This is a genomic window from Ralstonia insidiosa (assembly GCF_008801405.1).
In the GTDB taxonomy this organism is placed as follows: domain Bacteria; phylum Pseudomonadota; class Gammaproteobacteria; order Burkholderiales; family Burkholderiaceae; genus Ralstonia; species Ralstonia insidiosa.
In genome coordinates, this window is the sequence record NZ_VZPV01000001.1 from 145,289 (window position 1) to 163,719 (window position 18,431).

Sequence of the window (18,431 nt, forward strand, 5' to 3'; positions counted from 1 at the left end):
GCCTCCAAACCATCACCCCGTTGCCCTTCCAATAAGGGCGTACACAGAATAGGAAACGTTGTCGTGAACCCGCTCGAACTGAGCAAGGCCATCGGCGTCGTCACCCAAGACGACATCGACAAGACGGAAGCCGCGCAAGGTGCGCCGCGTTCCACCGTGCTGGTACGCGAGCTTGCCGCGCACCATCGCTCGCGCCTGCTCAAACACCTGCTCGCCCTGGGCGAGGAAGACCGCCTGCTGCGTTTCGGCCAGGTGGTGCGGGATCACGTCATCGAAGCGTACGTCGACAGCATCGACTTCGACCACGACAAGGTCTTTGGCGTCTATAACGAGCGCCTGGAGCTGGTCGGCGTTGGCCACCTCGCCTACCTGCGCGACAACCCGCAAGGGCGTGTGGCGGAGTTTGGCGTGTCGGTGTCGGAATCCGCTCGCGGCAAGGGCGTGGGCAGTGCGTTGTTCCAGCGCGCCGCCATGCACGGTCAGAACACCAAGGTGCGCACGCTGTACATGCACTGCCTGTCGCGCAACGCGGCCATGATGCACATCGCCAAGAAGGCCGGTATGCGCGTGCAGTATGCGTACGGTGAAGCCGATGCCTACCTGGAATTGCCGCCCGCTGACACGATGAGCCTGCTGACCGAGGCCATCGACGAGCAAGTGGCCGACCTGGACTACCTGCTCAAGCGCAACCTGCGCGATGCACGCCGCTTCGGCCAGCGCTTCTGGCGCTCGCTGGTGCCGCAAAAACGCACGGTCTGATCGCACCTGCAAATGAAGAAACGCCCGGCTCTGACCGGGCGTTTTTCATTCTGCGCCACAAGGGCCGCCGTCTAGAGCGATTGCGTGCTTGTCAGCCGCACGGGTGCCTCCCCTACGATGATTGCGAGGCACCACTCGCCCTTCAGGGGCGGCCCATCCCTCGTCGCCCGCGAGCCGATGCCGAGGCAAGAAGGAGACGAAGATGAACAAGCAACTTGCGCACTGGCCGCTGTTGAGCGCGATCGTGCTGTTGTGCCTGGGCGCCCTGCCCGCCCACGCCCAGGACACCGCCGACAGCGAAATGATGATGATGAATCCCGCCGGCATGAAGTGGGTTGACGGCCCCCCGAGCATGCCCAAGGGGCTCAAGCTGGCCGTGCTCTACGGCGACCCAGGCAAGGATGGCCCGTACGTCATCCGCATGAAGGCACCGGGCGGCTACAAGGTGCCGCCGCACTGGCACACGCAAACCGAGAACATCACGGTGATCTCGGGCACGCTCTATCTGGGCGGCGGCGACGCCATGGACATGGGCGCCGCGCACGCGCTCAAGGCGGGCGGCTTCCACAACCTGCCGGGCGGCGTGCACCACTACGCCTTCACCAAGACGGCAACGGTGGTGCAGATCCATGGCATGGGGCCGCTGGACATCAAGTACGTCAACCCGCAGGATGATCCGTCGCCCAAGCAATAACACGCCGCATCAATGGCTGCTCCGCAAGGCCACCGGGGCAGCCATTCCTCTCAACCAGCGGTCGGCAAGCTAGATAAACGCCCCTTAACACGTGGCCGGCGCACGCTGGCTACCATGCTCCTCCACACGCCAAGCAACCACGGAGGGGCGCATGGTCACCAAGGCTCAAACCCAACATCAGGCCAAGCCAGCGGCCAAACCCAAGACGGATTTCGAGCGTTGGCAGGACTACGTCAACAGCGCGACGCAGCATCCAGATCAATGGAACGGCTACGACTGCGATATCCAATCCGCCGTCATCGAGTACAACCGCTTCCTGATGGGTACCGCCGGCTACCAGCCGCTGGATTGGCAGATCATCAAGGCGATGCTGTGGGTGGAAACCGGCGCCGATTCGCCCAAGTGGGGCAGCAACCCGATTCAGATCGGCAACCCCGGTGATCCGGGCCTGAACACCCTGCTGCGCGGCAAGGAAGGCAGCGACCTGATCGTGCCGCCCGCCATCCGCACCAAGCTCAATGCGGCGTCCGTCGCCACCGTGCCGGCGTGGAACATTCGCGCGGGCATCGGCTACCTGCTCACCCGCATGGCCAAGTTCAGCATCCAGAGCGTGCCGGATGCCGACACCAAGGTCTACGACGTAACCGTCAAGGCCGGCGACAGCCTGGACAAGATCGCCCGCGCACAGGGCTCGACGCTGACGGAGCTGCGCGCGCTCAACCCGGGTGCCAGCGCTCTCAAGCCCGGCCAGGTCATCAAGTACCGCAAGGCCGCCATGCAGCAGGTGATTACCGGCTGGCGGCCCGCCACCACGCAAAACGTGGCCGCGCTGTACAACGTTGGAGACCCGTCGTACGCTCGCAAGCTCGACTACGCGCTCACCCTCATCCACAACGGGAAGACTGCCGCATGCAAGTAAGCCGCTTGCTGATCGCCCTGTCGCTGCTGGCAGCGCAGTCGGCCATGGCCGCCGATACGCTGACTGGCACCTACCGCGGCGATGGCCGTGCCTGCTTTGGTGCGCTGTTCGTGCGCCCCAAGACCATCGAGTGGAACGCCAGCTTCTTCAAGTGCGGCCCGGCACGCTACAAAGTGCTCGACCAGGATCTGGCTGGCGACAAACCGCGCGCCGCGTACAAGATTGAAGACCGCCACAAGCGCTGCGGCCTCGCTGTCATCGAGGTCTCCCGCTACAACGACACCTTCTGGAACGTGAACGGCTACCCGTCGCTGGAGGCGTACCAGAAGCGCAACGAGCCCGGCTGGAAAGACTCCGTTGAGCCCGGCCGGCAGGTCGCCAACTGCGGCATGCGCAAGGAATAAGCGCACGCACCGCGCCGCCGCCATGCAGCCGCTCCAACGCTTCAGCCTGGAGAAGCACACCGGCCCGTATGAGAAGTGGCCCGCGCGCACGCGCGTGATCGTTGACGGCGTGCCGCACCCCACGCTCGCCATTCCCGGCTACGACTTGCTGCGGCAGTACGAAACCGATCTCGGCTTCGTGCTCATCACCGAGTACGACTGCCCGTTTGAAGAGGCCGTCTCCATCACGCTCGTCGCGCACGACCTGTCACGCGTGATCGACACCGCCACCATCGGCGCGCCCTACGCCACGTTCTGGCTGGCCGATGTGCAGTGGATCGACGCGGAGCACTTTCGCCTCACCTGCGAGGGTGCCGTCGGCGACTGGCTGGTCACGCTGCGCGCGCGGCACATTCCGGTGTTGTCGCCGGCGGTGTTTGTGAAACGCCGCGCAACGCCGCCGGTCGAGCCTGCGGTGTAGAGTGAAAAGCCGCCCTTTCACCGACGACACCCGCACCGCCATGACCGACGACGAACGCGCTATCCGCAACGTAGTGGAGACCTTGCTCGCTGCCAGCAAAGCCGGAGATCGGCCCACCGTGCTCAGCCTGATGACCGATGACGTGCTGTTCCTCACGCCCGGTCAAGCGCCCTTCGGCAAGGAAGCCTTCGCGGCCATGTCCAATGGCATGAAGGATGTGCAGGTGGACGGCACGAGCGATATCAGGAAGTGCAGATGTTTGGCGATATCGCTTACCTGCGCAACGCGCTGCGCATCGGCATCACGATGCCGGATGGGAAGGTGGTGCGGCGCTCGGGGCAGACGCTCACCATCTTGCGCAAGGAGGCGGATAAGAAGTGGCGGTTGGTGCGGGATGCGAATTTGGTGGTGGCGGAGGCCACAACATGACGCCGGTCAACCGCTTCAAGCTGCAAGGGCATATTGGCCCCTACAAGTCCTGGCCCGGGCACTCTCGTGTATTTGTGGACGGCACGCTACACCGCTCGCTCGCGGTGCCGGGCTACATATTGCTGCATCAGTACGAGACGTCGCTCGGCTACGTATTCATCACCAACTACGACTGCCTATTCGAGGAGGCCATCACCGTTACGCTGGTGTCGGCGGGACTCGATAGGGTGATCGGCTTTGAAACGATCAGCACCTGGTACACAACGTACTTGCTGGAAGAGGTCGAGTGGCTCGATGAGCAGCACTTCCGTTTCACGTGTGATGGGTTCCATGGAGATTGGCTCGTGACCCTGCGAGCGCACCATGCGCCACCGTCGGCGCCTAGCGTGTCGATCACGCGGCGGGCGGACGGCACGTCGCCGACACCACCGCTCCAACGAATAGGTGGCGATTGAGCTTGCACACTTCGCTCAAGTCTGATTAGGTCTTTAACCCGCGCGATGGACTAGCGAATCATCAGCGGTGATGTGGCGGATGAGCAGGGAAACCAGAATTCAAATAGCCGGTTTAATGCCTTAAAGGCTGGGGCAGCCTCGTCAAAATCATCGCCATCAATGGCCATCTCGACTGCCATGACAGCAGCGGAACGCTCCTTTTCTTCGGCGCGCTTCGGTGGGCATATCTTATGGCGAACTCTTAAGCTTTCATACGTCGCCAGAACGTAGTCTTGAAATCGCCGTTGCTCCTCTAGGCTTCCCCTATACCAGTCGGCTAGCTGTTTGATGTTGCGTGGCTCGTCGTGCGATTGTGCAAAGGCAATCGTGCACAGGACGCTAAACATCACTCCAGCAATGGCGCGCTTTGTCATCGGCGGCTTATCGGTCATTGATCGCTGATTGCCGCCTCAAACCACCACCGGCAACGCCGTCGTATCCTTAATCCGCTCCAACGCAAAACTGCTCTTCACGTCAATCACCGCCGGGTGGGCGAGCAGTTGGTCGCGGATGAACCGCGCAAAGTGGTCCATGTCTTCCACGAACACCTTGAGCAGGTAGTCCATCTCGCCAGTCATGGCGTAGCACGTGACCACCTCAGGCCAAGTGGCGACGGCGGCGCGGAAGATATCGCCCGGCGCCTTGCCCTTGGGCGCCCCGCCCTGCTTCTCCAGCCGCACATTGATGTACGCCGACAGCCCCAGGCCGATCTTGCCCGGATCGAGCAGCGCGGCGTACTGCCGGATCACGCCGCTCTCCTCCAGGCGGCGGATGCGTCGCAAACACGGGCTGGGTGACAGGTTCACCCGCTCGGCGACTTCCAGATTGGTGAGGCGGCCGTTGTTCTGGAGGACCTCCAGGATCTTGCGGTCAATCTTGTCGAGTTCCACCTTGCTCATTTTGTTGCTCCGCACCAATTTATTCGGCAATTTTCTTGCGCAAATTTAGCAAGCCGGGCACAACTTCGCAATTTTTGCGTAGATGGACACTTCTACACTGCGAGGATCGTCAAAGCCCTGAGCGCCCTCCTCACTGCAGTGAGTGCGCCGCCCCCTGCAGGAGACATCGCCATGCAATTCACGCCTTGGGAAAACCCGATGGGCACCGCCGGTTTCGAGTTCATCGAATACGCCGCGCCGGACCCCGTTGCCATGGGCAAGCTGTTCGAGAACATGGGCTTTACCGCCATTGCGAAGCACCGCCACAAGAACGTGACGCTGTATCGCCAGGGCGACATCAACTTCATCATCAACGCCGAGCCGGATTCGTTCGCGCAGCGCTTTGCGCGCCTGCACGGCCCGTCGATCTGCGCGATTGCGTTCCGCGTGCAAGACGCGGCCTTCGCTTACAAGCGTGCGCTGGAACTGGGCGCCTGGGGTTTCGACACCCACAGCGGCCCGATGGAACTGAACATCCCGGCCATCAAGGGCATCGGCGATTCGCTGATCTACCTGGTGGACCGCTGGACCGGCAAGAACGAAGCCAAGCCGGGCGACATCGGCAACATCAGCATCTATGACGTCGATTTCGTGCCCATTGCTGGCGCCAACCCGAACCCCACCGGGCACGGCCTGACCTACATCGACCACCTGACGCACAACGTCTACCGTGGCCGCATGAAGGAATGGGCCGAGTTTTACGAACGCTTCTTCAACTTCCGTGAAGTGCGCTACTTCGACATCGAAGGCCAGGTCACGGGTGTGAAGAGCAAGGCGATGACGAGCCCGTGCGGCAACATCCGCATCCCCATCAACGAAGAAGGGACGGAGAAGGCCGGTCAGATCCAGGAGTACCTGGACATGTACCACGGCGAGGGCATCCAACACATCGCACTGGGTTCGACCAACCTGTCGGCCACGGTGGACGCACTGCGCGGCAACGGCATCAAGCTGCTGGACACCATCGACACGTATTACGAACTGGTCGACAAGCGCATCCCCGGCCATGGTGAAGACGTGGCGGAACTGAAGAAGCGCAAGATCCTGATCGACGGTGCCCCGGGCGACCTGCTGCTGCAGATCTTCTCGGAAAACCAGCTCGGTCCGATCTTCTTCGAGTTCATCCAGCGCAAGGGCAACCAAGGTTTTGGCGAGGGCAACTTCAAGGCGCTGTTCGAGTCGATTGAGCTCGATCAGATGCGCCGCGGCGTGCTCAAGGCCGACGATCAGCCAGCCTGAACATCCTCACGTCAGGCTTGCTTCCTCCACACCCCGCTGGTTCGCCACCGGGGTGTTTTTTCATGGGCGCTGCGCGGCGAAAGCGCATGCGTTGCTGACACCGCGCTGTCGCCAAGCCGCCTCCATTCAGTCGCGTGCCGATGGGATGATGTGAGTTCGCGCAGCCATGAAAAACGGCGCCCGAAGGCGCCGCCATTGGCTGCATCGAACGATGCGTTATTGCGTTTGCGTGGTAGTTGGCGTCGTTGCCGAGGCGGCTTTCTGTGCCTTGCGGGCATCGTGACGCGCCTGCATGTACGCGCGGATCTCGTCTTCCGTGACCTTGCCGTCGTGGTTGGCGTCGATCTGGTCGAAGTTCTTGGCCAGGCGCGGCATGCCGGCCTGCACTTCGTCCTTCGTCAGAGCACCGTCGCCGTTCTTGTCGGCGGCCTTGAACTTGGCGTCGAAGCGCTCTTCCATCTTGGCGCGTGCTTCGCCCTTGTGGGCCTTGCGCCAGGCGGCCAGCTCTTCCTTGCTGAGTTGGCCGTCGTGGTTGGTGTCGATCTGGTCGAAGTTCTTTTCCAGCCAGGCGTGACCCTTGGCCTCGTCGCGCGAGATCTGGCCGTCGCCGTTGGTGTCGATGGCCTTGAAGCCGCCGTGGTGGGCCGGCTTGGCGGCGCGGGCGGTGGTGCTCGGTGCCTGGGCGGCTGCGGGTGCCTGCGCGGCGGGCGCGCTGGCGTCCTGGGCGCGGGCGTTCATGCCCGACATGGCCAGGAACAGGGCCGAAGTTGCGAGGAAGGCGTGGACAGCACGTTTGTTGGTCATGGTCAGCTCCTTTTCACATGGACTGTGTAACGGATTAGAACCCGACAATGCCGTCACGTTGCCGGGTTTTACACGCTGTTACCCCGATCACACGCGCTGTAATATGCGCGCCCGGTCACGCCGGGCGCTGTTGTGCGCTTACTGATCTGCGCCAGGTTGTGGCTGCTGCTGTGACGTATCGCCCTTGCGGGCAGCGGCTGCCGCGCGATGGCGCGGGCCCGTGATACCGCCGCCCTGGTTGGGCACATCCTCGCCCGTGTTCATCTGTGCGGGCGCGATGGGCAGCATGGCGCCCGGCAAGGTGGTGTTGGCCGGGTTGTTGGGCACTGTCATTGGCGGCGTGGCGGGCGTTGCCAGCGGAGCCGCGGCACCCGACGGCGGCAGCGGTTGCGCGTTACGGTTGGCGGGCGAGACCCCAGCCACCACGGCGCTGGCCGGCAGCGGAATCTCCTGGCGTGTGCCGTTGCGTTCGATCACCACGGAGCGCGCCTTGATTTCGACCAGCTTGAGGTTGGACGACAGCGACTTGCCGGCACGCACAGCCTGCGGCGGGCCGCCATCCACCGAGACGATGGCGGCGCCGGTGCCGTCGGCCAGATCGGCCACCACGCCGGCCACCTGCACGTCGCGCGGGCCGGTCTGCGGGCCGCCGCCGAAAAGCGTGACCGAGGCGCCGGTCTCCAGCGCGTCGGTCTGCGCCACGCGGGCCTCGCGCGGCACCGACAGCGCGCGCAGCGACGACAGTGTCAGAACCCAGTGCGTCAACAGCGCACACAGGGCAGCAAACAGTACAAGACTGAGCAGGCGGGACGACTGTTGAGCATTCATGAAACGTGGCGGTGCACCGTGAGAGTTTGCTGATTCTATCCGCCCTTCATGCCGGTTCGATGAACAGCTTGGAGGGCCCGTTCTAAACGTAGGCGCGGCACGACCCCGCCGCACAATCTATGGTCATATCTCACGGATATACTGTGTTCCCACTCTTATTGCCAACTCTCTCGCCATGATGCAAGGCCAACTCCGCTCCTCTTTCCGCCAACGTGCAGGCGCCACCCTGGCCCGTCGTGCGGCGCGTGGCTTCACCCTGATCGAAATCATGGTGGTGGTGGTGATCCTCGGCATCCTTGCCGCGCTGGTGGTGCCGAAGATCATGAGCCGCCCCGACGAGGCGCGCATCATTGCCGCCAAGCAGGACATTGCTTCCATCTCGCAGGCGCTCAAGCTCTATCGCCTGGACAACGGCCGCTACCCGACCACCGAGCAGGGGATTGGCGCACTGGTCGCCAAGCCGACCACCGAGCCCATCCCCAACAACTGGAAGGCCGGCGGCTATCTGGAGCGCCTGCCGAAAGACCCGTGGGGCCACCCGTACCAGTACCTGAACCCGGGCGTACGCGGTGAAGTGGACATCTTCAGCTTTGGCGCCGACGGCCAGCCCGGCGGCACGGGCAACGACGCCGACATCGGCAACTGGGACAACTGATCCCCCGGCCTGAGCACCACTCCCATCATCATGACCGGCCATCCGCTGCCTTACCGGCAGGCTCCGCGGCACGCTCGCGGCTTCACGCTGCTGGAGCTGCTGGTGGTGGTGGTCATCATCGGCATCGTGCTGGGCGTGGTGGCCGTGAATGCCACGCCCAACCCGCGCTCGCAATTGAACGACGACGCGCAGAAGATGGCCCGCCTGATCGAGCTTGGCCAGGAAGAAGCGCAACTGACCTCGCGCCCCGTGGCGTGGGAGGGCGATGCACAGGGCTGGCGCTTCTATGAGTCAACGCCCAACGGCTGGCGCCTGCTCACGCGCGATGTACTGGCGCCGGGCCACTGGCGCCAAGGCATGGACAGCGTACAGATCGTCACCGGTGCGGCGACGGTGCCCGGTGCGCCACAGCGGCTGGTGTTCGGCCGCGAGGCGATCGGCCTGCCGTGGCGCGTGGCGCTGACCTCGCAGGGTGCGCGTGTGGACATCGTGTCCGACGGCGGCCCGCGCGTACTGACCGAAACACCATGACGCCCGCAGTCAAACCCGCACGCTACATCGGTCGCGCGCGCGCGCGTCGTGGCTTTACCCTACTGGAAGTGCTGGTGGCGCTGACCATCGTGGCCGTGGCGCTCACCGCCACCATGCGCGCCATGGGCAGCATGACGTCGGCCAGCGAATCCTTGCAGACGCGCATGATCGCCACCTGGAGCGCCGAGAACGATCTCGCCAACCTCCGCTTGGCACGTGCCTTCCCTGATCCGGGCTCGCGCGGCTTCTCGTGCCCGCAGGGCGATACCGAACTCTGGTGCGAAGAGACTGTCGCCACCACGCCCAACCCGGTGTTCCGCCGCGTGGAGGTGTCGGTGTACGCAGACGCCGCCAAGTCCGTGCGTCTGGCCTGGTTGGTCACCCTGTTGCCCAACGATGCGCGCAATGTCTTCTAAACACCGCGTACGCGGCTTCACCCTGCTTGAGCTGCTGGTGGCCATCACGCTGCTGGCCATCCTGGCCGTGCTGGCCTGGCGCGGGCTGGACAGCATGACGCGCACGCACGAGGCGCTGGCCCAACGCGACGAACGCATCGAAGCCCTCAAGACCGCCTACGCCCAGTTCGATGCCGACTGCACGCAACTGGCCGATCCGAACGCCCTGTCGCGCTCACCGATCGAGGTGGACGCCAATCGCGTGCTGCTGGTGCGCGACCGCCGCGACGACAGCCAGCCGCCCGCGTGGCAGGTGGTGCTCTACCGCATCATCGACAGCCGGCTCGAACGCCTGCAAAGCCAGCCCATCACCAACCGCGGCGACCTGCGCAACGCGCTCGACAACCTGCGCCAGGGCGGCGGCAATGCGGCACGCTACCAACTCGCCAGCAATATCGACGGCATCAGCGCCCGCGCCTGGATCGAACCCGGCGGCTGGCTGGACAACACCGGCGCGCTGTCGGCGGCGCTGTTTCCGGGCGGCAGCAATACGACCACGCTGACGGGCCTGCCGTCGGCCTCCACGCCCAGCGCATCGGCGCCGTCCGCCAACAACGGCGTGGTGGTGCCGGCGGCCTCGGTGCGCGCGGTGGAACTGGCGCTGCTCGTGCGCATGACGCCGCAGGGCGCGCCGCAGCGCTTCACGCGCATCTGCATGACGGGGCTCTGACATGGCGCGATGCTCGCCCAAGCCGCTTCAATACCATGCACGCCAGCGCGGCGCGGCCATCGTCACCGCGCTGCTGGTGGTCACGCTGGCCGTGGTGATCGTCTCGGGCATGCTGTGGCGCCAGCAGGTGGAGATTCGCGCGGTGGAAAACCAGCGCCTGAAAGCGCAGGCCACGTGGATCGCGCGGGCGGGCATCGACTGGGCCCGCCTGATCCTGCGCGACGACCTGCGCCGCACCGGCGCCGTCGACCACCTGGGCGAGATCTGGGCCGTGCCCATTCAGGAAACCAAGCTGTCGGACTTCCTCGGCAGCTCGCTGCGCACGGATACGGCGGGCGAGGAGTCATACCTCTCGGGCCGCATCTTCGATGCCCAGGCGCGCTTCAACCTGATGAACCTGCTGACGATGCAGACGCTGGGCACGCGCACCATCGTCACCGGCCGCGACAAGGACGGCATCAAGGCTTACGGCCAGCTGTTGCAGTCGCTGAATCTCGACCCGGGCCTGGCCAACCTCACGGCGACGACCCTGGCGCAGATGCTGGGCGGCTTCCAGTCAGTCGAGGGCGCTACCGGTGGGCAGTCTGGCGGCGGTGATGACAGCGGCGGTGGCGGTAGCACTGGCAACGGCCCACGCCCGCTCGATGATGTGGATAGCCTGCTGTCCATCCCCGGCTATACGGCAGATGCGGTGCGCAAGCTGCGCCCGTACGTGATCGTGCTGCCCACGCGCACGCAGATCAACGCCAACACGGCCAGCGCCGAAGTGCTGGCTGCCGTCATCCCCAGCCTGAGCCTGGACCGCGCACGGGCACTGGTGCAGGCGCGCGACCGTGCCTACTTCCGCAACATCGGCGACGTCACCAACCAGTTGCGCGGCTTGGCGCCTGGCGCCGACACCAGCAATATCAGCAACCTGCTGGACGTGCAGACGCACTACTTTCTGGTCTACGGCATGGCTCGTCACGAGCGCGCGCAGCTTGGCCAAGTGGCGCTTGTTTCACGTGGTGATCCGGTCAACAATAACGCGACCCGTATCGTCTGGGTCCGCCGCATCGACGGAATTCCGTCATGACGGCGCCGCAACACCCCTCTAACTGCGGACATTCCGTCAGTAGACAGACCCTAGCCTTCGCCGTATTGTCATCCGCATCGTTCAGCATCGCGGGTCTTGCGCAGTCCGGGGGCATTCCCGGTGATTCCGGTAGCTCGCATCAACACTCTCAATAGAGGAGCGGTTTGACGACCTCCCTGTACGTGCGCCTGCCGCACCGGCCCATTCAATCGCCCGAACGCTGGCAAGCGGGTGCGCTCGCGTCCGTGCCGTTTGCGCTGGTGCGCGAGGAAGGCACACAAGGCGCCCAGCGCATCCTGCGTGAAGGCACGTCGCGCCCGGACGAGCTGCCCGCGGCCGACCGCCTGATCCTGCTGCTGCCGGCCGCCGACGTCTTGCTGGTGCCCGCCAATGTGCCGCCGCTGGCATTGCCCAAGCTGCGCCTGGCCCTGCCCAACCTGGTAGAAGACCGCCTGGTGCAGGACGCACAGCAATGCCACATCGCCCTCGGCCCGCGCCTCGCCGCTGCCCCCATCCGTGGCTGGCGCGCCCCGCGTGAGCCGCAGTCGCGCACGCTGATGATTGCCGACCGCGCGTGGGTCCGCTTCATCCTCGACAGCTTTGGCGCGCACAAGCACCGCACGTGTCACTTGCTGCCTGCGCAGCTTTGCCTGCCGTTTGAAACACCTGCGGCCATCGCCGCGCCGGTTGAAGCCGCCAACGACGCCGAGCGCGCCGAGCCGTCGCTCGAAGCCCCGGTTGAGCCCGTCGCCGCGGAAGCGGCAGACGCTGCCGCAGCGGTAGTCGCTCCGGCCACGATTGCACTGGATGCTGCACCGCCCTCCGATCCGGATGCGCCTGCGGCTGTCGACATCACCGTCCGCACCGGCCCTGCCGAGGGCTACGGCCTGCGCCTGCTGCCGGCCAACGTCGCCAACTGGCTGGCCATTGCACCCACGCCGGCCCGGCTGATGGTGTCGCCTGCCCTGCGCGAACTCGCACCTAGCTTGTCTACGGATCCGGCCGCCGCCACGCTGGACTGGGCAGCATGGGCATCGGGCGCGCGCAACGCACTCGCCACGGGCGAGGCCGACCTCTGCCAGTTCGACTTCGCCAATGGCGGCATGGCCGGCGTGGACTGGTCCATGTGGCGCCTGCCGATCGCGCTGGCCGTGCTGCTGGTGGTCGTGCAGCTCGTCGGCATGAACGCGCGCTGGCTCACGCTGCGCGCCGAGCAGAAGCGCCTCGATGCGGCCATGCGTACACAGCTGCAGACGGCCTTCCCGAATACGCCGGTGATCCTCGATCCGCCCGCGCAGATGCGTCGCCAGGTCGAGCAGCTGCGCCTGGCCGCCGGCAAATCCGCACCGGAAGACTTCCTGCCGCTGGCCGATCGCTTTGCCCAGGCTGCCACGGGCCTCGCGCCCGACGCGCTGCTCGCGCTGGACTATCACGGCCGCGCGCTGACGGTCACGCTCAAGGACGGCACCGACACCAACGCGCTGCGCACCGCCGCCCGCAACGTCGGCCTGAACATGGACACCGCCGAGGCCCCGCGCGGCGCCGAGGCCACCGTGCCTGGCTCGCGCTGGACGGTTTCCATCGCCCAATAACGATTCCTCCATGGCGACTTCCTCCCCTTCCTCCTCCGCTTCTGGCGCCCGCCGCCTGCCACGCATCGGCGTGCCGGACTCGGTGCGCGACACGGTCACCACCTTCTGGATGCAGCGCGAGCCGCGCGAGCGCCGCATCCTCGCTGGTGGTGGTGCGATCCTCGTGCTGGTCATCATCTATCTGGTGCTGTGGGACCCGGCCTTTGAAGGGCAACGCCGCATCGAAAAAGCCCTGCCGCAGATGCGCAGCCAGTTGGCCGAGATGGAAACGCTTGGCCAGGAAGCCCGCGGGCTGTCGGCCATTGCCGCCGCACCGGTGCCGCATGGTGCAGAGCTGCAGCAGGCACTCAACACCAGCCTCACCAACCATGGGCTGAAGGCCACGCGGATGGCGCTGTCGGGTGAGAGCGTACAGGTGCAACTGGACAAGGTGCCCTTCGGCGCCGTCGCTGAATGGCTGCAGGAAGTGCGGCAGGCGCAGCGCATGAAGGTGATCGACGCGAACATCAAATACGTGGGCGCCACCGCCCTGGTCAACGTGACGGCAACGCTGCAAGGCCCCGCCGCCACGAGCCGCTGACGCAGCGCCGATGGCTATCGAATCGTTACCGCCGCTGCGCCTGCGCCGCCGCGACGCATCTGAACGTACGAGCCTGGGCTGGCGCCTGCTGTGGTGCGGTGTTGCGCTGCTGGCTGTGGGGGCGACGGTCGTCTCGCAGTATCCGGCGGCGTGGGCCGCTGAACGGGTGGCGTCGGCCACCGGGCAGCGTGTGCTGCTGGCCGATCCACAAGGCAGTATCTGGCATGGCAGCGCCACGCTGGCGCTCACGGCCGGCAACGGCGGCGCCGATGCCACCGTGCTGCCGGGGCGGTTGTCCTGGTCGGTCGACATGCTGCCGCTGCTGACCGGCACGCTGCGGGCGCATGTGGCGCACGACCGCGCGCTGGAGCAGCCGGTGGTGGTGTCGGTCTCGCCGGGTGGCTGGCAAGCCGAAGCCGGGGCGATGACGCTGCCGGCGTCGCTGCTGGAGGGTATCGGTGCACCGTTCAACACGCTCAAGCTGGACGGTCGGCTGCGTGCGAAATGGACGCCGCTGTCGGGCCAATTTGGCCGTGCGTCAGGACGAGATCAGGGCCAGCCGGACACCGTCCAGGGCGCGCTGACGGTCACGGTTGAGCAGGTATCATCCAGCCTCAGCCGGGTACGGCCGCTGGGCAGCTACCAGGCCGTGCTGTCGTTCGGCGGCGCCGCCGGCGGGCCCATGCAACTGGCCCTGTCGACGCTGGCCGGACCGCTGTCGCTGCAGGGCCAGGGAACGCTCGGACAGGGCGCGCATTTTGACGGTGTGGCCAGTGCCACGCCGGAGTCGGAACCGCAATTGATTGGCTTGTTGAGCCTGCTGGGCCCGCGCGACGGGTCGCACTATCGACTACGCTTTTGATTCTTAAGCCGGCGCGCGAGCCAGTGTGCCGACAACCATGAACGAGACCATGCACAACGCCTCCTCCCGACTCACCGTCCGCGCCATCGTCCTGGCGTGCTGCGCAACGATGGTGGCCGGCTCGATGCCCGTCTTTGCGGCACCGCCCTCCGGCGCGGCAGCCTCTCAAAATGGCAACACCGGCAATCCCGGTGATGAGGTCTCGCTGAACTTCGTCAACGCCGATCTGGAATCGGTGGTGAAGGCCGTGGGCCAGGCCACCGGTAAGAACTTCATCGTCGACCCGCGCGTGAAGGGCACGGTCAACCTCGTCACCGAGAAGCCGGTGACACGCTCGCAGGCGCTGGAATCGCTGGGCTCGATCCTGCGCATGCAGGGGTACGCGATTGTCGAGGGCAACGGCTTTACCAAGGTGGTGCCGGAAGCGGATGCCAAGCTGCAGGGCTCGCCCACCTCGGTGGGGGCCGCGGGTGCGCGCGGCGGCGAGCAGGTCGTCACGCAGGTGTTCCGTCTGCAGCATGAATCGGCCAACAACCTGGTGCCGGTGTTGCGGCCGATGATCGCGCCCAACAACACCATCACCGCGTACCCGGCCAACAACACGCTGGTCATTACCGACTACGCAGATAACCTGCGCCGCATCGGCCGCATCATCGCGTCAATCGACACCCCTGCAGCGGGCGAGACCGAACTGATCCAGCTGAAGAACGCCGTGGCCATCGACGTGGCCGCCACGCTGCAGAAGCTGCTCGACCCGTCGGGCGGTGGCGGTGCCGCGGCCGGTGCCGGCGCATCGTTGTCGGACCCAAGCCTGCGCACCTCGGTGGTGGCCGAGCCGCGCTCGAACAGCGTGATGGTGCGCGCCTCCAGCGCCGCGCGGCTGGCACAGGCCAAACAGCTGATCGCCAAGCTCGACGTGCCCAGTGCACGCCCGGGCAACATCTGGGTGGTGCCGCTCAAGAATGCCAACGCGGTGCAGCTGGCCACGACGCTGCGCGCCATTGTGGCGGCCGACTCCACGCTGTCGGCCTCCGCATCCACGGGCCCGGGTGGGCAGAGCGCGGCACAGGGCGCGACCTCGCAACCGACCGGCGGCGCCTCGGGCTCGCAGTTCAACCAGAACACGCAGAACACCAACTACGGCAGCGGTTCCGGCTCGAGCAGCGGCGGCAGCGGCAATTCTTCGTTCCGTGCCTCGTTCGGGCAGAACAACACGCCGACCACCGGCGGCATCATCCAGGCAGATGCCGCCACCAACGCACTCATCATCACCGCCAGCGAGCCGGTTTACCGCAACCTGCGCGCCGTGATTGATGACCTGGATGCGCGCCGCGCGCAGGTCTACATCGAATCGATGATCGTGGAAGTGACGGCCACCAAGGCGTCGCAGCTGGGCATTCAGTGGCTGGTTGGCGGTGGCGGGCCGGGCACGTATATCGGGGGCGGCACCAACTTCGGCACCGGCTCCGGTAACCTGCTCAATCTGGCCGGCACGATTGCCGCCATCAGTTCGGGCGGCATCGGCAGCACGGCGGCGCAAGCGGCACTGGGTAGCCTGAACGTCGGACAGCTCAACGGTGGCAACGTGGGGGTATTCAACCGGGGCAGCGGCCTGGGCGCGCTCCTCACCGCGCTCGGTTCGGACGGCTCGGTCAACGTGCTGTCCACGCCCAACCTGATCACGCTGGATAACGAAGAAGCCAAGATCCTGATCGGCCAGAACGTGCCAATCACGACCGGTTCGTATACGCAGCAATCGGGTACGGCGTCGCAGCCGTTCCAGACCTACGACCGCAAGGACGTGGGTATCACGCTGCGCGTCAAGCCGCAGATCACGGATGGCGGGCTGGTGAAGATGCAGATCTTCCAGGAATCGTCGTCGGTGGTGAACGGCACGCAGAACGCGACGCAGGGCCCGACCACCAACGTGCGCTCCATCGAGACCAACGTGCTGGCCAACGACGGCCAGGTCGTCGTGCTCGGTGGCCTGCTGGAAGACAACTATCAAGACGGCGAACAGAAGGTGCCGGGCCTGGGCGACATCCCCATCCTGGGCGCACTGTTCCGCTCCGAGAACAAGACGCGCGTGAAGACCAACCTGCTGGTGTTCCTGCGCCCGATCATCCTGCGCACGGCCGAAGCTACCGGCGCGCTGTCGGACAACCGCTATAACTACATGCGCGGGACGCAGCAAGGCTTTGTCTCGCCCAACATGCTGCCGACCACGTCCGACAAGGACACGCCGGTGCTGCCCACGCCCGAATCGATGCGCCCAGCCGACAATTACGGCGACGTGTCGATCGTGCCGAAGGGCCCCATCGGCACGCAGGTGCCGCCGGGCGCACCGCTGCCGATGCCGCAAGGCACCACGCGCAGCGAGCCGCGCCTGCAGAACTTTGCGGCACCCACCTCGGGCGGCTACGACGGCAACGCGCCGAGGAACGGCGGCTAACGCCGCCGAGGACAACACATCATGGCAACGACGCAAGCCCTGACCACCGACGTCCAGACGCTGGAGCCGCCCTCGCAATCGGCGGTGCGCCTAGTGCCGTACGCGTTCGCACGCGACGCCAAGTTGCTCGTCGCCCGGCAGGACGTCGACACGCTGGAAGTCTGGGTCTGCCCGGAAACCTCACGCACCGCGCTGGCCGAGCTGGCCCGCGTGTTCGGCGCGCTGCATCTGGTCACGCTCGACACCGCTGCACTCTCCACCGCCACGCAAACGGCCTACAACGCGCAAGATGGCAGCGCCGCCCAGGTGGTCGGCGAGGTGGAAGGCGAAGTCGACCTCTCGCGCCTGATGCAGGACATTCCCGCCGTGGAAGACCTGCTCGAATCCGAAGACGACGCGCCGATCATCCGCATGATCAACGCACTGCTCACGCAGGCCGCGCGCGAAGGCGCCTCGGATATCCACATCGAGCCGTTCGAGAATGCATCGGTGGTGCGCTTCCGCGTGGACGGCACGCTGCGCGACGTGGTGCGCCCGAAGAAGGCGCTGCACGGCGCGCTGATCTCGCGCATCAAGATCATGGCGCAGCTCGACATTGCCGAGAAACGCCTGCCGCAAGATGGCCGCATCACGCTGCGTGTGGGCGGTCGCCCGGTGGACGTGCGGGTGAGCACGCTGCCCACCGGCCACGGCGAACGCGCGGTGCTGCGTCTGCTCGACAAGGAAGCCGGCCGGCTCGACCTGGGCAAGCTCGGCATGGGCGCCGGCACGCTGGCGCGCTTCGACCACCTGATCAACCAGCCGCACGGCATCGTGCTCGTCACCGGCCCGACGGGTTCCGGCAAGACGACCACGCTGTACGCGGCGCTGTCCCGGCTCGATGCGGCATCCACCAACATCATGACGGTGGAAGACCCGATCGAATACGACCTCGACGGCATCGGCCAGACGCAGGTCAACCCGAAGATCGACATGACCTTCGCCAAGGCCCTGCGCGCCATCCTGCGCCAGGACCCGGACGTGGTGATGATCGGGGAAATCCGCGATCTGGAAACCGCGCAGATTGCCGTGCAGGCCTCGCTGACCGGTCACCTGGTGCTGGCGACGCTGCACACGAACGATTCGGCCTCTGCCGTGACGCGCCTGATCGACATGGGGATCGAGCCGTTCCTGCTGTCGTCGTCGCTGCTCGGGGTGCTGGCGCAGCGGCTGGTGCGCCGCCTGTGCGTGCAGTGCCGCCGTGAAGAAGTGCTCGAGCTCACGCCCGCTGAATTGGAAGCCGTGGCCGGTACGCCGGTTGCGGACGGCGTGGCGCCGGCCACGCCCGCGCGCAAATCGGTGTGGCATCACGTCGGGTGTGACCGCTGCGGCAATTCGGGCTACCAGGGCCGGACCGGTGTGTACGAACTGCTAACCGTTACGCCCGAGATCCAGACCATGATCCACCGCCAGGCCGCCGAATCCGAGATCAAGGCCTTCGCGATCGGCCAAGGCCTGCAGACCATGCGCGCCGATGCGCAGCGCTTGATCGACACGGGCGCGACCTCGCTGGAAGAAGTGCTGCGCGTGACGCGCGACTGAACGAATAGCG

General features: G+C 65.8%; 21 protein-coding genes and 1 pseudogene. 18 read left to right on the forward strand and 4 right to left on the reverse strand.

From position 1 onward, the window contains the following. Nucleotides 1-63: 63 nt before the first annotated feature. From F7R11_RS00680 to F7R11_RS00710, 7 genes and pseudogenes are all read left to right on the forward strand, one after another. The gene (locus tag F7R11_RS00680; protein WP_021197288.1) at nt 64-759 is read left to right on the forward strand and encodes a GNAT family N-acetyltransferase; all 696 of its coding nucleotides are present in this window, start codon (nt 64-66) and stop codon (nt 757-759) included. Between the two features lie 202 nt (nt 760-961). Next, nucleotides 962-1,453: a cupin domain-containing protein gene (locus F7R11_RS00685; protein ID WP_064805540.1), complete on the forward strand. Its 492-nt coding sequence runs from the start codon at nt 962-964 to the stop codon at nt 1,451-1,453. Nucleotides 1,454-1,604: 151 nt separating this feature from the next. After that, nucleotides 1,605-2,372 (forward strand): LysM peptidoglycan-binding domain-containing protein, encoded by a 768-nt coding sequence (locus tag F7R11_RS00690; protein ID WP_064805542.1) that lies wholly within the window; start codon nt 1,605-1,607, stop codon nt 2,370-2,372. Continuing rightward, nucleotides 2,363-2,776, forward strand: a complete 414-nt coding sequence (locus F7R11_RS00695) for a hypothetical protein (protein WP_064805544.1) — start codon at nt 2,363-2,365, stop codon at nt 2,774-2,776. The genes F7R11_RS00690 and F7R11_RS00695 overlap by 10 nt, the downstream gene beginning before the upstream one ends. A 22-nt stretch (nt 2,777-2,798) precedes the next feature. Further along, nucleotides 2,799-3,236, forward strand: coding sequence for a hypothetical protein (locus F7R11_RS00700; RefSeq protein ID WP_064805546.1), 438 nt, complete (start codon nt 2,799-2,801; stop codon nt 3,234-3,236). Between the two features lie 40 nt (nt 3,237-3,276). Next, nucleotides 3,277-3,665 (forward strand): annotated as a pseudogene (locus F7R11_RS00705) (SgcJ/EcaC family oxidoreductase). Next, nucleotides 3,662-4,120: a hypothetical protein gene (locus F7R11_RS00710; RefSeq protein WP_064805548.1), complete on the forward strand. Its 459-nt coding sequence runs from the start codon at nt 3,662-3,664 to the stop codon at nt 4,118-4,120. Before F7R11_RS00705 ends, F7R11_RS00710 begins: the two are co-directional and overlap by 4 nt. Before the next feature lie 50 nt (nt 4,121-4,170). Here F7R11_RS00710 and F7R11_RS00715 read toward each other — a convergent pair whose 3' ends face one another. Both F7R11_RS00715 and F7R11_RS00720 read right to left on the reverse strand, forming a co-directional pair. Then, nucleotides 4,171-4,551 (reverse strand): hypothetical protein, encoded by a 381-nt coding sequence (locus tag F7R11_RS00715; protein WP_064805550.1) that lies wholly within the window; start codon nt 4,549-4,551, stop codon nt 4,171-4,173. A gap of 18 nt (nt 4,552-4,569) precedes the next feature. Beyond that, nucleotides 4,570-5,058: an Lrp/AsnC family transcriptional regulator gene (locus F7R11_RS00720; protein ID WP_021197282.1), complete on the reverse strand. Its 489-nt coding sequence runs from the start codon at nt 5,056-5,058 to the stop codon at nt 4,570-4,572. 171 nt (nt 5,059-5,229) lie between these two features. On the opposite strand from F7R11_RS00720, the gene hppD reads away from it, so the two are divergent. After that, nucleotides 5,230-6,336 (forward strand): 4-hydroxyphenylpyruvate dioxygenase, encoded by a 1,107-nt coding sequence (gene hppD, locus F7R11_RS00725; protein WP_021197281.1) that lies wholly within the window; start codon nt 5,230-5,232, stop codon nt 6,334-6,336. Nucleotides 6,337-6,552: 216 nt separating this feature from the next. Here the strand turns inward: hppD and F7R11_RS00730 are convergent, their stop codons facing one another. Together F7R11_RS00730 and F7R11_RS00735 are read right to left on the reverse strand one after the other, a co-directional pair. Further along, nucleotides 6,553-7,140: an EF-hand domain-containing protein gene (locus F7R11_RS00730; protein ID WP_064805552.1), complete on the reverse strand. Its 588-nt coding sequence runs from the start codon at nt 7,138-7,140 to the stop codon at nt 6,553-6,555. 138 nt (nt 7,141-7,278) lie between these two features. Next, nucleotides 7,279-7,968, reverse strand: a complete 690-nt coding sequence (locus F7R11_RS00735) for a type II secretion system protein N (protein WP_064805554.1) — start codon at nt 7,966-7,968, stop codon at nt 7,279-7,281. Between the two features lie 175 nt (nt 7,969-8,143). On the opposite strand from F7R11_RS00735, the gene gspG reads away from it, so the two are divergent. From gspG to gspE, 10 genes are all read left to right on the forward strand, one after another. After that, the gene (gene gspG, locus F7R11_RS00740; RefSeq protein WP_021197278.1) at nt 8,144-8,623 is read left to right on the forward strand and encodes a type II secretion system major pseudopilin GspG; all 480 of its coding nucleotides are present in this window, start codon (nt 8,144-8,146) and stop codon (nt 8,621-8,623) included. A gap of 30 nt (nt 8,624-8,653) precedes the next feature. Then, a complete protein-coding gene (locus tag F7R11_RS00745; protein WP_064805556.1) occupies nt 8,654-9,154 on the forward strand; it encodes a GspH/FimT family pseudopilin in 501 nt (166 codons plus the stop codon). Further along, the gene (gene gspI / locus F7R11_RS00750; protein WP_064805558.1) at nt 9,151-9,570 is read left to right on the forward strand and encodes a type II secretion system minor pseudopilin GspI; all 420 of its coding nucleotides are present in this window, start codon (nt 9,151-9,153) and stop codon (nt 9,568-9,570) included. Before F7R11_RS00745 ends, gspI begins: the two co-directional genes overlap by 4 nt. Beyond that, on the forward strand, nt 9,551-10,279 hold the full coding sequence (locus F7R11_RS00755) for a PulJ/GspJ family protein (RefSeq protein ID WP_064805560.1): 729 nt from the start codon (nt 9,551-9,553) through the stop codon (nt 10,277-10,279). The genes gspI and F7R11_RS00755 overlap by 20 nt, the downstream gene beginning before the upstream one ends. Before the next feature lies 1 nt (nt 10,280). Beyond that, a complete protein-coding gene (gene gspK, locus F7R11_RS00760) occupies nt 10,281-11,354 on the forward strand; it encodes a type II secretion system minor pseudopilin GspK (RefSeq protein WP_064805562.1) in 1,074 nt (357 codons plus the stop codon). A 164-nt stretch (nt 11,355-11,518) separates the two neighbouring features. After that, nucleotides 11,519-12,946 (forward strand): type II secretion system protein GspL, encoded by a 1,428-nt coding sequence (gene gspL, locus F7R11_RS00765; protein WP_064805564.1) that lies wholly within the window; start codon nt 11,519-11,521, stop codon nt 12,944-12,946. 10 nt (nt 12,947-12,956) lie between these two features. Further along, complete coding sequence (gene gspM / locus F7R11_RS00770; protein WP_064805566.1) at nt 12,957-13,526, forward strand: type II secretion system protein M; 570 nt, start codon at nt 12,957-12,959, stop codon at nt 13,524-13,526. Nucleotides 13,527-13,536: 10 nt separating this feature from the next. Continuing rightward, the gene (locus F7R11_RS00775; protein WP_064805568.1) at nt 13,537-14,388 is read left to right on the forward strand and encodes a type II secretion system protein N; all 852 of its coding nucleotides are present in this window, start codon (nt 13,537-13,539) and stop codon (nt 14,386-14,388) included. A gap of 37 nt (nt 14,389-14,425) precedes the next feature. Beyond that, nucleotides 14,426-16,840 (forward strand): type II secretion system secretin GspD, encoded by a 2,415-nt coding sequence (gene gspD, locus F7R11_RS00780; protein ID WP_021197270.1) that lies wholly within the window; start codon nt 14,426-14,428, stop codon nt 16,838-16,840. A gap of 21 nt (nt 16,841-16,861) precedes the next feature. Further along, nucleotides 16,862-18,421, forward strand: a complete 1,560-nt coding sequence (gspE, locus tag F7R11_RS00785) for a type II secretion system ATPase GspE (protein ID WP_064805570.1) — start codon at nt 16,862-16,864, stop codon at nt 18,419-18,421. Nucleotides 18,422-18,431 lie beyond the last annotated feature (10 nt).

Coding starts and splice junctions, on each gene's coding strand:
- F7R11_RS00685 (WP_064805540.1), top strand. CDS start 962: ATGAACAAGCAACTTGCGCACTGGCCGCTGTTGAGCGCGATCGTGCTG.
- F7R11_RS00690 (WP_064805542.1), top strand. CDS start 1,605: ATGGTCACCAAGGCTCAAACCCAACATCAGGCCAAGCCAGCGGCCAAA.
- F7R11_RS00695 (WP_064805544.1), top strand. CDS start 2,363: ATGCAAGTAAGCCGCTTGCTGATCGCCCTGTCGCTGCTGGCAGCGCAG.
- F7R11_RS00700 (WP_064805546.1), top strand. CDS start 2,799: ATGCAGCCGCTCCAACGCTTCAGCCTGGAGAAGCACACCGGCCCGTAT.
- F7R11_RS00710 (WP_064805548.1), top strand. CDS start 3,662: ATGACGCCGGTCAACCGCTTCAAGCTGCAAGGGCATATTGGCCCCTAC.
- F7R11_RS00715 (WP_064805550.1), bottom strand. CDS start 4,551: ATGACCGATAAGCCGCCGATGACAAAGCGCGCCATTGCTGGAGTGATG.
- F7R11_RS00720 (WP_021197282.1), bottom strand. CDS start 5,058: ATGAGCAAGGTGGAACTCGACAAGATTGACCGCAAGATCCTGGAGGTC.
- hppD (WP_021197281.1), top strand. CDS start 5,230: ATGCAATTCACGCCTTGGGAAAACCCGATGGGCACCGCCGGTTTCGAG.
- F7R11_RS00730 (WP_064805552.1), bottom strand. CDS start 7,140: ATGACCAACAAACGTGCTGTCCACGCCTTCCTCGCAACTTCGGCCCTG.
- F7R11_RS00735 (WP_064805554.1), bottom strand. CDS start 7,968: ATGAATGCTCAACAGTCGTCCCGCCTGCTCAGTCTTGTACTGTTTGCT.
- gspG (WP_021197278.1), top strand. CDS start 8,144: ATGATGCAAGGCCAACTCCGCTCCTCTTTCCGCCAACGTGCAGGCGCC.
- F7R11_RS00745 (WP_064805556.1), top strand. CDS start 8,654: ATGACCGGCCATCCGCTGCCTTACCGGCAGGCTCCGCGGCACGCTCGC.
- gspI (WP_064805558.1), top strand. CDS start 9,151: ATGACGCCCGCAGTCAAACCCGCACGCTACATCGGTCGCGCGCGCGCG.
- F7R11_RS00755 (WP_064805560.1), top strand. CDS start 9,551: ATGCGCGCAATGTCTTCTAAACACCGCGTACGCGGCTTCACCCTGCTT.
- gspK (WP_064805562.1), top strand. CDS start 10,281: ATGGCGCGATGCTCGCCCAAGCCGCTTCAATACCATGCACGCCAGCGC.
- gspM (WP_064805566.1), top strand. CDS start 12,957: ATGGCGACTTCCTCCCCTTCCTCCTCCGCTTCTGGCGCCCGCCGCCTG.
- F7R11_RS00775 (WP_064805568.1), top strand. CDS start 13,537: ATGGCTATCGAATCGTTACCGCCGCTGCGCCTGCGCCGCCGCGACGCA.
- gspD (WP_021197270.1), top strand. CDS start 14,426: ATGAACGAGACCATGCACAACGCCTCCTCCCGACTCACCGTCCGCGCC.
- gspE (WP_064805570.1), top strand. CDS start 16,862: ATGGCAACGACGCAAGCCCTGACCACCGACGTCCAGACGCTGGAGCCG.